This is a genomic window from Phyllobacterium zundukense (assembly GCF_002764115.1).
GTDB classification, from domain to species: Bacteria; Pseudomonadota; Alphaproteobacteria; order Rhizobiales; family Rhizobiaceae; genus Phyllobacterium; species Phyllobacterium zundukense.
Window position 1 is genome coordinate 918,161 of record NZ_CP017940.1, and the last position, 13,075, is coordinate 931,235.

11 protein-coding genes and 1 tRNA gene are annotated in these 13,075 nt (G+C 58.4%); 9 read left to right on the forward strand and 3 right to left on the reverse strand.

Annotated features, from left to right (window positions below):
• Positions 1 to 104 precede the first annotated feature (104 nt).
• The 5 genes from BLM14_RS04465 to ptsP are packed head-to-tail and all read left to right on the forward strand — an operon-like array spanning position 105 to position 4,831.
• Positions 105 to 539, forward strand: coding sequence for a transcriptional regulator GutM (locus BLM14_RS04465; protein ID WP_099998279.1), 435 nt, complete (start codon positions 105 to 107; stop codon positions 537 to 539).
• Positions 540 to 581: 42 nt separating this feature from the next.
• Positions 582 to 1,340: a PTS glucitol/sorbitol transporter subunit IIC gene (srlA, locus tag BLM14_RS04470; protein ID WP_099998280.1), complete on the forward strand. Its 759-nt coding sequence runs from the start codon at positions 582 to 584 to the stop codon at positions 1,338 to 1,340.
• 21 nt (positions 1,341 to 1,361) lie between these two features.
• Positions 1,362 to 2,378 carry a PTS glucitol/sorbitol transporter subunit IIB gene (gene srlE, locus BLM14_RS04475; RefSeq protein ID WP_099998281.1) on the forward strand — a complete coding sequence of 339 codons (1,017 nt, stop codon included), beginning with the start codon at positions 1,362 to 1,364 and terminating at the stop codon, positions 2,376 to 2,378.
• A 33-nt stretch (positions 2,379 to 2,411) separates the two neighbouring features.
• Positions 2,412 to 2,789, forward strand: a complete 378-nt coding sequence (locus BLM14_RS04480; protein ID WP_099998282.1) for a PTS glucitol/sorbitol transporter subunit IIA — start codon at positions 2,412 to 2,414, stop codon at positions 2,787 to 2,789.
• Positions 2,790 to 2,833: 44 nt separating this feature from the next.
• Positions 2,834 to 4,831: a phosphoenolpyruvate--protein phosphotransferase gene (gene ptsP, locus BLM14_RS04485; protein WP_099998283.1), complete on the forward strand. Its 1,998-nt coding sequence runs from the start codon at positions 2,834 to 2,836 to the stop codon at positions 4,829 to 4,831.
• Here ptsP and BLM14_RS04490 read toward each other — a convergent pair.
• Positions 4,799 to 5,554 (reverse strand): hypothetical protein, encoded by a 756-nt coding sequence (locus tag BLM14_RS04490; RefSeq protein WP_099998284.1) that lies wholly within the window; start codon positions 5,552 to 5,554, stop codon positions 4,799 to 4,801. The two genes, ptsP and BLM14_RS04490, sit on opposite strands and share 33 nt — an antisense overlap.
• 154 nt (positions 5,555 to 5,708) lie before the next feature.
• Here BLM14_RS04490 and BLM14_RS04495 point away from each other — a divergent pair, with 154 nt between their 5' ends.
• The 3 genes from BLM14_RS04495 (at position 5,709) to BLM14_RS04505 (ending at position 8,255) form a co-directional block, all read left to right on the forward strand.
• The gene (locus BLM14_RS04495; protein ID WP_237143458.1) at positions 5,709 to 6,737 is read left to right on the forward strand and encodes a sugar-binding transcriptional regulator; all 1,029 of its coding nucleotides are present in this window, start codon (positions 5,709 to 5,711) and stop codon (positions 6,735 to 6,737) included.
• A 140-nt stretch (positions 6,738 to 6,877) separates the two neighbouring features.
• Positions 6,878 to 6,954 (forward strand) — tRNA-Ile (locus tag BLM14_RS04500).
• A gap of 308 nt (positions 6,955 to 7,262) precedes the next feature.
• Positions 7,263 to 8,255, forward strand: a complete 993-nt coding sequence (locus BLM14_RS04505; RefSeq protein ID WP_099998286.1) for a FecR family protein — start codon at positions 7,263 to 7,265, stop codon at positions 8,253 to 8,255.
• A gap of 48 nt (positions 8,256 to 8,303) precedes the next feature.
• On the opposite strand, the gene BLM14_RS04510 is transcribed toward BLM14_RS04505, so the two are convergent.
• Positions 8,304 to 10,475 (reverse strand): CHASE2 domain-containing protein, encoded by a 2,172-nt coding sequence (locus BLM14_RS04510; protein WP_099998287.1) that lies wholly within the window; start codon positions 10,473 to 10,475, stop codon positions 8,304 to 8,306.
• Positions 10,476 to 10,773: 298 nt separating this feature from the next.
• Here BLM14_RS04510 and BLM14_RS04515 point away from each other — a divergent pair, with 298 nt between their 5' ends.
• Entirely contained in the window at positions 10,774 to 11,112 is a 339-nt protein-coding gene (locus tag BLM14_RS04515) for a hypothetical protein (RefSeq protein WP_099998288.1), read from the forward strand.
• A gap of 76 nt (positions 11,113 to 11,188) precedes the next feature.
• Here the strand turns inward: BLM14_RS04515 and BLM14_RS04520 are convergent, their stop codons facing one another.
• Positions 11,189 to 13,075: an adenylate/guanylate cyclase domain-containing protein gene (locus BLM14_RS04520; protein ID WP_099998289.1), complete on the reverse strand. Its 1,887-nt coding sequence runs from the start codon at positions 13,073 to 13,075 to the stop codon at positions 11,189 to 11,191.

Consider the following 13,075-nt stretch of genomic DNA (forward strand, 5'->3'; position numbering starts at 1 on the left):
GGCTCAGGAAATCATACATATTGACATTGCAAAAAACAAATGTTCTATATTTTTTCGTTCGATCATAGCATATGTTGGCGGTCGGGCATTGGGAGGTTGAAGACATGGCGATGTGGCAATGGGGATTGCTGGCCCTTGGTTTCTTGTGGGCGTTGCAGTCACTGGGCGTCTGGTACCAGATGCGCCACTACAGCGATGTGATGAAGGGCATCACTTCCAAATATAATGATGGATTTGTCGGCGCGGGCAATGTTCGCGGGCGGTTTGGCAAAGGGGTGATCGTTCTCATTCTCGTCACGCCTGATCTCACCATCCAGCGTTTTTTGGTTATGAGCGGCCGGTCGGTTTTTGCGAAATTCAAGCGGCGCACGGAGTTCGAGGGTATCTCGCTCGATGCACTGCGGACAGATCCGGTCATGGCCGGTGTGGAGGAGCCCGCTATGGCCAAGGCGGCAGAACGGGCGATTGAACAAATAGACAAGGCAAGGGCAGAACCGACGCGGCCGGGTCTAATTGGGATTAAGGCAGTCAACGCATAGGGACGGCCGTTTCGGAAGGGCGGTCGATTAGGAGGAGGGAACATGTCAATTCTAACAATGTTGGCGCAACATGCTGACATCGCCGCGCACCATATTTCGGTGGCGGGAGCGATGGTTTCGGATGCTGCGCTTCACGGCAAACAGGCCATTGACCATGCAGGCAATGACCTTGTGGTGCTGGCGCAGTCGACTGGCGACATTACCGTCGAGGAATTCAAGGACAAGCTGAAGAACGTCCAGCAGGAAGAGCAGCTTGGCTGGCTCACCAGCGCTGGTAAATACTTCATCGGTATTTTCCAGAAGGGCGGCGAGGTCTTTGCCGGCTTCGTTACGGGCATCATCCCAACCCTCGTTGTGCTGATGACGGCATTCTACGCACTGACAGAGCTTGTCGGTGAAGAGCGCGTGCATGGCATCGCCCGCGGCGCAGGCCGTATCGCCCTGACGCGCTACACGGTCCTGCCAGTGCTTTCCGTGTTCTTCCTGACCAATCCAATGGCCTATACGTTCGGATCGTTTCTTGAAGAAAAGCACAAGCCAGCCTTCTACGATGCGGCTGTTTCCTATGTGCATCCGCCACTCGGCCTGTTTCCGCACATCAATCCCGGCGAATATTTCGTCTGGGGCGGTATCCTCGTCGCGCTTCTCGAACTGGAGAAGAAGGGCGCTGTTCCCACCGGCTATCACATCAACGTCGCCATCTGGTATGCGCTCGTTGGTCTGGTGGTCATCCTGCTCAAAGGCATGCTGACCGAACGCATTACTGCGATCATGGCGCGCCGTCAGGGCATCGAGCTTTAATCCGGGGCGGGGAACAGTAAAATGTCAAAGACTTATACAGCAGTCAAAATATCCAGGGGCTCCAATGGTTGGGGCGGCCCGCTCGTCATCCAGTTGACGCCTCAGCGCAACAAGGTTGTGTCCGTCACCGGTGGTGGCATCCATCCGGTCGCACGCCGTATTGCCGAACTCACCGGCGGCGAAGCCGTTGACGGCTTCAAGGCGCCGCCCGTTGAAGGTGAAATGGGCGTTGTGGTCGTCGATTGCGGCGGCACGGCGCGCTGCGGTGTCTATCCGCGCAAGCGTATTCCGACCGTCAACCTGACACCGGTCGGTCAGGCAGGCCCGCTCGCCCAGTTCATCACCGAGGACATCTATGTCTCCGGCGTGAAGGAAGGCAATATCGAGCTCGCCGACGGATCGCAGCCCGCAGCTGTTGCCGGAGCAAGGTCAGACCCGACGCCGGCAGAACTGGCAGCCTCGATGGCCAGCCGCACACAGGCTGGATCCGACGCAGGTGAAGGCGGACTGATTGGCTTCATCAGTACCATTGGCCGTGCCATGGGTCGCGTGGTTGGCATTTTCTTCAATGCCGGTCGCCGTACCATCGACCAGGTTGTCCGTAACGTTCTGCCGTTCATGGCGTTCGTCACCATGCTCATCGGCTTCATCCTCTATACGGGGATCGGCGATGTTCTGGCCCAGCCCCTGGGACCGCTTGCCAACAATATTGTCGGCTTGCTGATCATTTCCGCCATTTGCGGTCTGCCCTTCCTGTCGCCCATATTGGGACCGGGTGCGGTCATTGCGCAGGTCATCGGTGTTGCGATCATCGGTCCGCAGATTGCCAATGGCACGATCTCGCCGGCAATGGCTCTGCCCGCGCTGTTTGCCTATAATACGCAGGTGGGCTGCGACTTCGTCCCGGTCGGCCTGGCACTTGGTGAAGCCAAGCCCAAGACCATCGAAATCGGTGTTCCGGCGGTGTTGATCAGCCGCCAGATCATGGGACCGATTTCGGTGTTGATCGCCTGGGTTGTCAGCCTGATCGTATTCTGATCTTCAACCAACAAGAAAATGAGGTTCGCCATCATGTCAGTCCTATTGAAAACACGGGTAACAGCCGTCGGACCTGAGGTGGCGGATCTTGCAGAGGGGGGCGTTGTCATCCTGTTTGCAGATGGCGCGCCGCCTGAACTTGCGGAAGTTTCGATCCTGCATAGCGTGGAAGGCAAGCCTTCCGACACGACGCCGCCCGTGGGATCGGCAATCCAGATCGGCGATGTATCTGCAAAAATCACCGGTATTGGCGATTATGCCTGGCAGAAGGTAAAAGACATTGGCCACGTGGTCATCACGTTCAACGGTTCCGACCAGGTTGAACGGCCGGGCGAGATTTGCGCCTCGGAAATCGATACCGAAAAATTGGTGTCAGCGTTGAAGGTTGGAACGACAATTACCATCGGGTGATTATCTGAACCAGTAACAGAATGAACTGCCGAAGAGAGAACTGAATGGAACGCTCGACTATTGTGCGGGTGCATGACGGATTGCATGCGCGGCCAGCCACCCGATTTGTCAAACTCGCCAAGAGTTTCGAATCGGATATCGAGCTGATCAAGGCGGACAAATCGGTCAGTGCCAAAAGCTCGGTCAAGTTGATGCTGCTCGGCGTCAAGGAGAATGAGGAAGTCACTGTTCGGGCAACCGGCGCCGACGCGATTGAAGCTATCGAGGCGCTGATCGGTTATCTCGAAAATCCTCATTCCGGCACGGCAGAAGACGGTGCTCCCGCAGGCGAGACAAAACCGGTGGAACCGGGTCCCTCCAAGGCGCAGGTGGTTCTCTCTTCGGACGAAACGAACGCCGCAGGTAATTTGCGCGGGGTCGCGGCAAGCGAAGGCGTTGCAATCGGACCCGCATTCGGGTTTTTTCCTGCAGAAATCAAACATGAAAACCGGCTGCTCAGCGCGGAAGAAATCTCGAATGAAATCGCACGGCTGAAGCAAGGTTTCGCCACTGTACAACAGCGGATGGATAAATCGCTGGCGACGAAGAATCTGGCCGAAAGCGATCGCGGTATCATCGCTGCACTCAAGGACATTGCCTGCGACGATGAACTGACCGGTGCGGCCACGGCACTTGTCCATGGCGGTATCGATGCGGTGTCGGCGGTCATCGGCGCGACATCGAGGATCGCCGCCGATTTCGCGTCGATGGATGATCCTTACCTCGTTGCCCGCGCCGATGATGTGAATGCCGTCGGGCGGCAGATATGCCTTGCCCTTCTGGGCCAGGACGACGCCAATCTCGATGCGATTCCGGCAGGTGCCATCCTGATCGCCGAGGATATCGGTGCCTGGGACCTGGCCCGCGCCCCGCTGAAACGCATTGCCGGCGTTATTTGCGGGCACGGCGGCGCAACCTCGCATGTGGCGATCATCGCGCGTGCGCACGGCATTCCGGCAGTCCTCGGGCTTGGCCGCTCCGTGCACGAACTGCAACATATCAAGACTGTCGCGCTGGATGGCAACAATGGCGATGTCTTTGCCGATCCCGATCAGGCGACAGCCGATCGCTTCCGCGAGCAAATCGGCAAGGCGGAAACCGAAAAGCTGGCGCTGCGGGCTTACAAGGACGCGATACCGAAGCGGGCCGACGGGACGATCATTGAGATCGCCGCCAATCTGGGATCGCTGGAAGAGATCGAAGCTGCCCAGGAGGCAGGCGCGATGGGAGTTGGATTGTTCCGCACCGAGCTTCTGTTCATGCGGCACATCCATTTGCCTTCGGAAGATCTGCAGGCAGAGACCTATGCAACGCTCGCCAAGGCTTTTGCACCCTATCCGGTGATTGTCCGCACGCTGGATATTGGCGGTGACAAGCCGATCTCCGGCATCGATTTCCCCGACGAGGAAAATCCCTTTCTCGGCTGGCGCGGTATCCGCATGTGCCTGGACCGGCCGGACGTGTTCAAACCGCAGCTGCGCGCGCTTCTGCGGGCGGCAGTGCATGGCAATATCAAGGTGATGCTGCCAATGGTTTCAGGTCTCGATGAAGTCCGTGCAACACGCGCACTGATCGAGGAGTGCGCGGTAGAACTGAAGGCAGAGCACAAGGCTTACGCCATGTTCGATCTTGGTATCATGGTCGAAACGCCGGCGGCGGTGATGATTGCGCCAATACTTGCCAAGGAAGTCGCGTTTTTCTCAATCGGCACCAATGATTTGACACAGTATATCATGGCCGCCGACCGTCTTAACCCGACCGTCGCCAAGCTGAACGATGTGACCCACCCGGCAGTGATGGCCGCCATTGAACTGACGGCGAAGGCTGGCGTTGAAGCGGGCATCATGGTCGGTATGTGCGGTGAGGCGGCTGGCCGTCCGGATCTGATCCCGGCATTTGTCGGGATGGGCCTGACAGAGCTCAGCATGAGCCCGTCATCGATCCAGCGCGCGAAGAAATGCGTTCTTGCCCTAGGGCAAATGGGGGATCAGGAAGGCAAATAGACCGGACAACGCTCCGGCCGGCTCCGCTGCTGCGATGGCTTGATCGAACTTGTCCTGCCGGGCCTGCAGGGCCAGGAGAGCGCTTTCGACCAGTTTCTCGTCGCCCGGTTCATTGTCCGCATAGGTTGCAAGTCCGATGGCAAGGGCGATCGACGAGAAGCACAGATATTCAACGTCCTTGCCCGGCTGAGCGTCTTGATGCGCGGGCAGTGTCAAAGGTTCGCAGTGGTAGTGCGACTGAAGTTCGATCGCCAAGGTGGCGCAGGCCGTCGCGATATCGTGCAGCCCGCCATCTTCCTTTGCCGCCCGCAAGAATACGGCGTGACGGCGAATCATTGTGGCGTGGACAGCGGAGAAGGTTGCTTCATGAATCAGGGCATTGTTCGATCCGAGAACGCTCAACACGCGTTTTGTCAGATAATAGATATCGCGGCGGAAAAGCGCCTCGCCCGTGCCGGCATCCGCCGGGAAATAGGCGGCGAGACCGCGGGCCTCGATTGTCGTCGAGTGCGCGGCGGGGTCTTGCGATACGAGGGAAATCGAAATGGTCTCGGCCGCAGTCAGAGCCTTGTCCACCGCGCGTGCGGCCTTGCCGAACAGGATATCCGGCAAATTCTGCGGCACCGGCTCTGCGCCCTGGCGGCTCGCCCTGATCAGATGGCGAACGTCGCGCAACCGGTCCTTCAGACTGACGACGATCTCGTTCGAAATGTCCCTGATCATGGTGGCAAACCTTTGCTCGCAAGTGGATAAGACTTTGTATCTGTTTTTCATGGCTTGCTAAACAACATTCTGGTGGAGTGTACTGTGGATAATGCGTTGCTTCGATGCAGCGTCGCCGCTGCCGGGGAAACGAAAACAATCAAAGGGGGGACGATTGGCCGATCGACGCAAGCGAACGAATGGTACGGCGCACAGCTCCCAAAAGACTCCTTCGGATGCGGGGCAGCCTGACACGAAGATCAGCCGCATGCGCATGCGCGCTGCCTGGATGTACTATATCGAGCAAATGACGCAGAACGAGATTGCCGAGATCCTCGGCGTCGGGCGTGTGACGATCGTGCGTATGCTGGCCGAAGCGCGGGCACGCAACGAGGTCAAGATCGGCATTCAGGGCTATCTTTCTGACCTCGTCGCGCTCGAAAGACAGGTCGAAAAGCAATTTGGCCTCGAAAAGGTGATCATCGCGCCTCTGTCCCATCCGGACAATGATCCAATCCCGGCGATCGCCGCTGCAACGGGCGATTATCTTTCGAGCGTCGTCAGCAACGGCATGCGTGTTGGTGTTGGCTGGGGGAGGACGCTGCTTAACACATTGTCCTATATCGAGGCCAAGGCGCTGGAGGATTTCACCGTCATTTCGCTGCTGGGCGGCATCAGCCAGCCGCGCCGGTTCAATCCGGCGGAATTCGCCTGGCAGTTTGCCCAGCTGTTCCAGGGCGATGGCTATCTCATTCCCGCCCCGGCCATGGTGGACAGTATCGAGACCAAGACGGCGCTGATCGAGCGTTGTGGCCTGAAAAGCGTGTTCGAGATGGCCGAGGACCTCGATCTCGTTCTCCTCAGCGTCGGTGCGATCGAAACGGCGTCGAGCACGCCTTATCACATCGGCTTTCTCAACGAGGGTCATCAGTCGTCCCTGGCGGCACGCGGGGCCGTGGGCGATCTGCTGTTCCATTTCTACGACAAAGCGGGCCGTCTCGTCGATCACCCGATCCATGATCTCGTCATGTCCGTCGGCATCGACACGGTGCAGCGTGTGCCGGCGCGGGTGCTGACCTCGGGCGGCAAGGAAAAGATCAGGGCGCTTTACGGCGCGATGACGCTGGTTCGCCCGACCGTGTTCATTACCGACGAGGAAAGTGCCCGGCGCTTGCTCGTGCTGGCCGAACAGGAGAAGGGCTGATCACCCTCGTGCTGCATTTTCCGTGGGAAATCAAAACAAGGGGGCAGGGTAAACCAAGTCGGGGATTGCATTCGCCATTTTTCCCGTTATTGATCGCGGGGCGACGCGCCGGCAGCTGCCGGTACGTCGGATTTCAGGTGGGGCCTGTAGCTCAATTGGTTAGAGCCGGCGGCTCATAACCGCTTGGTTGGGGGTTCGAGTCCCTCCGGGCCCACCATTAATTTCAAAGGCTTAGCGAGAAATCGCTGAGCCCTTTTTGATTTTAGAAAATTCAGGGGCAACATTTGGGGCAACAACGCATCATCAGGCAGATTGGGATTTCTCGATTTTCTCGATCCCGGCAACGATGACGTCATTGCCAAACTGCAGAAGCGTAGCCATCACCTTGTGCTCTTCCCACTTGCAGCTATCTAAGCGGCCGGCAGGGTTTTGACCCTAAACTTTCGTAGCGCTGGTCCTAACCAATAAGGATGACGGGACCCAGAACCCCTTGCATGGTAAAGTGCGCGGTTTAGGAGGGGTGCCATGTGGTATTTGCGTGGCGCCGCAATCGCGGCGCTTTGTGTCACGCTTTGCAGTCCGTTGCCGGCAATGGCGGCCGAGTCAGTCGGCGAAGCCGTGCTGATCAAGACCGAAGTGAGAGGTAACAGTGGTCCACTGACGGTCAGAGACCAGGTTCACCGGGATGAACGGATCAAGACCTCCCAATCCGGGCTCGGTCAGTTTATTTTCCAGGACGGAACCAAGCTGGCTGTGGGATGGGGCTCGTCCGTGGTCATCGACAAATTCGTTTACGACGACACAAAATCGGTAAAGCGGCTCACCATCAAGGCGGCAAAGGGAACTTTTCGCTGGATCAGCGGAAACTCGAAATCCTCAGCCTATGAGATCCTGACACCTGCCGGAACCATTGGGGTGCGTGGGACTGCCTTCGACTTCACCATTGGCGCCGATGGGACGACTGCCGTCGTCCTGTTGAGCGGCCGGGCCGAGTTCTGTGGCGCAGGTGGCTGCAAGCAATTGACGCGGCGCTGCGATTGCGTGGTGGCCAAGCGCAATGGCAGCGTGACCGATCCCCGCCGGGTCAATCGCGACGTTCTCAATACGCTTGGCAGCCAGAAAGCCTTGCCATTCCTTTCCGGCAGTCAACAATTATCCGGAGGAATGGGGAGCGTAGGTGTCGGAGGGTGTGGCCTCGCGTCGGTCGAAAACCCAAAGGATCGCACCCCTCAACGAGCTACCCCGCAAAACGCCCCGGAGCGGCCGGCGCCACCGGACCGACCGGCCCCGCCTGCGCCACCAGATCCGCCTGCGCCACCAGATCCGCCTGCGCCACCGGAGAAGCCTGCTCCGCCGGAAAAACCTGCTCCGCCGGAAAAACCGCACAAGGTGGATAAGCCCGACAAACCCCACAAGGACAATAGCCGGCACCATCGGGGGCACCGCGACACGGATCACGGTCGTCATGACACCGACCGCCATGACAGGGGGCACCACGACAAAGGCGGACACCATTAATAGCAAGAATCTCTCTTTGGAGCATGGCGAGCAAAGGCTTCCGGGTCATTACTCGGCGGCGCCGGCCTCTTTTTCTGCCGCCTCACGGAGAAAATGTTCGGACCTGCGGGAAATCCGGCGATAGAATTCCGGCAACCCTTCCGCCATTCCTGCACTCTTGAGTTTTGCGGTGCTAACGAGCTTGCGGCTGGACGGCGACCGCGAACTCAACGCCTCGACAAGCTGCTGGTGGATCGACCGCAGTTCAGCAAACTCAGCAGATGCTGCAAGACGCTGATCGCCAATGACGGCGAAGAGTTTGGTTCGTGTGCTCTTGCCTTTGAGGCCGAGCGCCCCCGCCTCGAGCAAGGCACAGTCCGGCAGCATCTTTGCCGTGGTCTCCGACACGAGAATGTCGAAGTTGACTTCTTTGCAGGAAGACTCGATCCGCGCAGCGATATTGACGGCATCGCCCACCGCCGAATAATTGAAACGCGTCTCGGCGCCCATGTTTCCAACGCAGGCAAGTCCCGTGTGTATGCCAATCCCGATGCCGACTTTCTGCTCGCCGCCGAAGCCAAACGCGTCACCGGCATTGAGACGCGCAAGTGTCTCGCGCATGGCCAACGCGGCGTGAACAGCCTTGCTGCCATGGTTGGCGACATCGACTGGAGCGTTCCAGAAGGCCATGATCGAGTCTCCGATGAACTTGTCCAGTGTCCCTTCGTTTGCAACGACATGATGGCTAAGCGCGTCAAGAAGCGTGTTCAGAAAACCGACGACGGCGGCGGGCGCCAACTGCTCGCTGATCTGGGTGAAATTTCGCACATCGACGAACATCACCGTCAACTCGCGGTCATCCCCACCAAGGCGCAATGCATTTGGCGTATGCTCGATGCGATATAACAGCGACGGCGAGAGATACTTGCCAAAAGCCCGCCGGACTTCGCGGCGCTCCCGGTCGATCACCAGAAAGCGGAACGCCGTGGCACCGAAATGCGTGATCGACCCGCTGACGATTGGAGCCAGTGGATCGAAGAGTAGCCCCGTGTAGAAGAAGGCGAGCCAGGAGGCGAGAAGCGCGAACACAGTGATCAGGAGACCGCAGGCGAGGGCGACGGCTGGACTGACGAAGGTGGTCACGATCACAAGAAAGCTGCCGGCGACGGCAATGGACAGGATCTCGAGGCCGTCTGCCCAATCCGGCCGCGAGAGAAAGTGGCCAGACAGTATCTGCTCGACGGTTTGCGCGTGCAGCGAGACGCCAGGCACGTTCTGCCCAAGAGCCGTCGTTCGAATGTCTTGCAGCCCCGCAGCCGATGTGCCGACAAACACGATGCTGCCATCAACTGCCGCCTTTACATCAGGCGAAATGTCGCCAGCTGTGAGCACCTGTCTGGCGGAAATATATCTCTCGGCCGTGTCGCGACTGATATAGAGCCACAATTCGCCCGCCGCCGTCACGGGAACCACGAATTCACCGATTTTGACCAGGGTCATTGTGTCCGGCACATTGGCAGCACCCGCAATCACGTAGGTGGAGGCGCCCTGCGCCACACGCAGCGCTTCGAGTGCTAGGTTGGGGTAAAGTTGCTCTCCATCGCTCAGGAAAAGCGGGACCGCGCGCACTACATTCGAAGCGCTGCCGGGATTGAGGCTGATATGCCCTATGCCGGCGGCATTGGCCTCAAGTTGCGGCCGCAATGGTGTCGCGGCCTTGATTCGGGGAGGTGCACCGAGCGGGCTTTCGCCTGTGAAGGCAAAGCCGGCTTTCACAGGCGGGCGATAATTTCCTTCGTTGGACAGACCAAAACCGAGGACGACCGGTTTTCCAGCAATAGAACGGGCGAAGATCTCGTCATTATCCGGCAATTGGCCAAGCAGCGAGGGATCAATTCCGGGAACGTCGCGAACAACCGTGCGCGGCGACAGGCGATCGGGTTCAGCGAAGAGAATATCGAATGCGATTGCTGATGCTCCCATCTCGGAGAGTCTGTCCACAAGGGTCGCAATTCGATCTCTCGGCCATGGCCACTGACCGAACTCGCGTAGCGACGCTTCGTCGATGTCGATGACCCGGACGGGCAGATTCTCGAATGGGCGGGGCGCCACGCGCTGATATTCGTCGAAGGTCACTTCGCGGGCCTGTTTGAGCAGCTGCGGGTCACTTGCCCGCAGGATCGTGAGCACCGCCACAATCGCCAGGCCGATAATTACGCCAACTTGCTGCGCGCGTGTCATGACTGCAGTATCGGACCCTTTGTGCCGGAAGCCTAACGGCAACGGGGGCAAACCCGCGAGATAGTCCGGCCTTGGCCTGCCGCCGCACCAAGGGTACGGTATGCTGCATTTTTCTTGGGTTCTATGCAATCATGAACGTTGTTATGCGGTCCACGACGCGAGTGCCGGGATGATCGCCGATTAATGAATTCCGGCCTGCCGACAATTCTTCTGCGTCCCGAAAAATGAAAATAGCAGCTGAAATGAAAGCGGCTTATGATAAAGGGAACGCCGACGCAAATCAGGCGGGAGGCTTAATATGGACACACCCGATATCGCTCAAAATTGGGAGGCCTTGACCAAGTACGTCGAGTATTTTTGGGGCCGGAGGGAACACCAGCAATTATATCGCTTCGAAGCTGATGTTTCTTTCCGAAGTGAAAGGGATGTTGATCAACGCACGCATGTCTACATCGATTTTCATGCCGGTGCTGTTTCACCCGTGCGGTTTGCCGAGAAAGGTGAATTGAATCCCGTATTCGTGCATACGGAATTCAGGCCCACAAACACTGCGATAAAGTTCGAAGATGGCGAACTGCACATTATCGGTATGTCCCCGAAGGTCGGGCGATACATCGTAAGAATCACAGCGGTATAGCCAGGCCGGGATTCCGGTCGGCCTAAGCTGATCTCGCCAGTCTGTTCACAATGCTGATCGACTGGCTTCCGGTTCGTTAGCGGTCCATCTCCGATTCCAGGTCCAGCTCTTTCAGCCTTGCCGCGTACATCCGCTGAAACCGCGGGTGATCGCGCAGCGGATCAAGGTCGGAATCATTATCGAACCACAACATCTGCTCGCGTGTGTTACGCGTAACCACACGTTCAAGAAGATCAAGCGCCGGTTCAATATCGCCGAGGATCGAGTAGGCACAGGCGATGTTGTAAAAGGCATAAATATCATCTGGAGCGATCGCGAGGGCACGAGCCGCCCAATCCCTGGCCCTTTCCCGCTCGCCAAGATGAGCGAGAGCCAGCGCGCCCCGGTGGGCGGGACTTGAATTTTCCGGATGCAGGAGAAGTGCACGCTCGGCCCGCTCGATGCCGCGCTGTGCCCAGTTTTCAGTCTCAGTCGTCTGACCAAGTGTTCTGTAGACGGAGGTGAGAAGGATCGGTGAGACGTAGTCGTCGGGCCGAATTTCAGCGGCCTTGACAAAATACCTGGCGGACGCTTCCATTTCGCCCTGCGTATAGAGCAGTCGCGCATAGAAATAATTGGCCTCGTAGAGATCGGGCTCGAGCTCGAGGGCCCGTTCGAATTCGGTGATCGCTTCCACCCGGCGCTCGTTGCTATGCAGCGCAAGGCCTCTCGCCGCATGGGCTTCGGCCAGTTCCGGGTCAAGCGCCAGTGCCCTCGCGCTCATCTCCAGGATATCGTCGAGCGCGACTTCTTCGGAGTGCCATCCATGCAGAGCCGAGTCGCAATTGGCAATGCCGGCATAGGCGCGGGCATAGTGCGGGTCGAGTTCGACTGCCTTCTTGAACATGCGGCGTGCCAGCAGCAAATAAGCCTTGGTCCATTCATGCGAGAATTGCCGGCCCCGAAGGTAGTAGGTGTAGGCTTCCACGTTTTCGGTGGGCGCCCGCGCTACAGCTGCTTTTTCTTCTGGCAGCAGCTTGATCTTCAACTGTTCGACAATAGCGCGCGTAATCTCGTCCTGGATGGCGAAAATATCGGTCATGCTACGATCGTAGCGATCAGCCCAGAGATGTCCGCCATTCTTGGCATCGATGAGCTGGCCCGTGATGCGGATACGCTGGCCGGCCTTGCGAATGCTGCCTTCCAGAACGAAACGGACGCCAAGTTCCTGCGCTACCTGCTTCACCTTGACTGACTTGCCCTTGTAGGTGAACACGGTGTTGCGAGCGACCACATACAGGCCGGAGACTTTTGACAGGTCCGTGATGAGATCCTCGGTAATGCCGTCGGAAAAATATTCCTGCTCGGGATCGCCGCTCATATTGGTGAATGGCAGGACGGCGATCGACAGGTCCAGCATATCCCTGGCAGCGACAGCCGCCGGAGGGCGTGGCTGGGTCGCCGAGGCGGGATTGAGCACGATGTTGTAGACATGGATGACGCGCTCGATATTCTTGAGCCTGTGCTCGCCCAGATCTTCGAAGGCGAGATCGAGCCGGCTGCCGACATGTTCCCGTACCGAACCTGAAACCGCAATGCTGCCCGGGGCCGCAATGCCTTCGAGCCGCGCGGCGACATTGACGCCGTCGCCAAAGATGTCGCCATTCTGGACGATGACGTCGCCCAGATTGACGCCGATGCGAAACTCGATGCGACGGTCGGGCGGCACGTTCTCGTTGCGCTCGCGCATGCCACGCTGGATTTCAGCAGCACAGCCAACCGCGTTGACGACGCTGGAGAATTCGACCAGCAAGCCATCGCCCGTCATCTTGACGATCCGGCCCTGGTTTTCCGCGATCCGCAGATCGATCAGCTCGGCCCTGTGCCCATTGAGCGCGGCCAGCGTGCCGGTCTCGTCCGTGCTCATAAGTCTGCTGTAACCCGCAACATCGGCAACAAGAATGGTGGTCAGTCGACGTTCCAA

Excerpts from the sequence above, each read along its gene's own strand:
- ptsP (WP_099998283.1), top strand. The coding sequence starts at position 2,834 with ATGGAACGCTCGACTATTGTGCGGGTGCATGACGGATTGCATGCGCGG.
- BLM14_RS04510 (WP_099998287.1), bottom strand. The coding sequence starts at position 10,475 with ATGACACGCGCGCAGCAAGTTGGCGTAATTATCGGCCTGGCGATTGTG.
- BLM14_RS04490 (WP_099998284.1), bottom strand. The coding sequence starts at position 5,554 with ATGATCAGGGACATTTCGAACGAGATCGTCGTCAGTCTGAAGGACCGG.
- BLM14_RS04505 (WP_099998286.1), top strand. The coding sequence starts at position 7,263 with ATGTGGTATTTGCGTGGCGCCGCAATCGCGGCGCTTTGTGTCACGCTT.
- srlE (WP_099998281.1), top strand. The coding sequence starts at position 1,362 with ATGTCAAAGACTTATACAGCAGTCAAAATATCCAGGGGCTCCAATGGT.
- BLM14_RS04515 (WP_099998288.1), top strand. The coding sequence starts at position 10,774 with ATGGACACACCCGATATCGCTCAAAATTGGGAGGCCTTGACCAAGTAC.
- srlA (WP_099998280.1), top strand. The coding sequence starts at position 582 with ATGTCAATTCTAACAATGTTGGCGCAACATGCTGACATCGCCGCGCAC.
- BLM14_RS04465 (WP_099998279.1), top strand. The coding sequence starts at position 105 with ATGGCGATGTGGCAATGGGGATTGCTGGCCCTTGGTTTCTTGTGGGCG.
- BLM14_RS04480 (WP_099998282.1), top strand. The coding sequence starts at position 2,412 with ATGTCAGTCCTATTGAAAACACGGGTAACAGCCGTCGGACCTGAGGTG.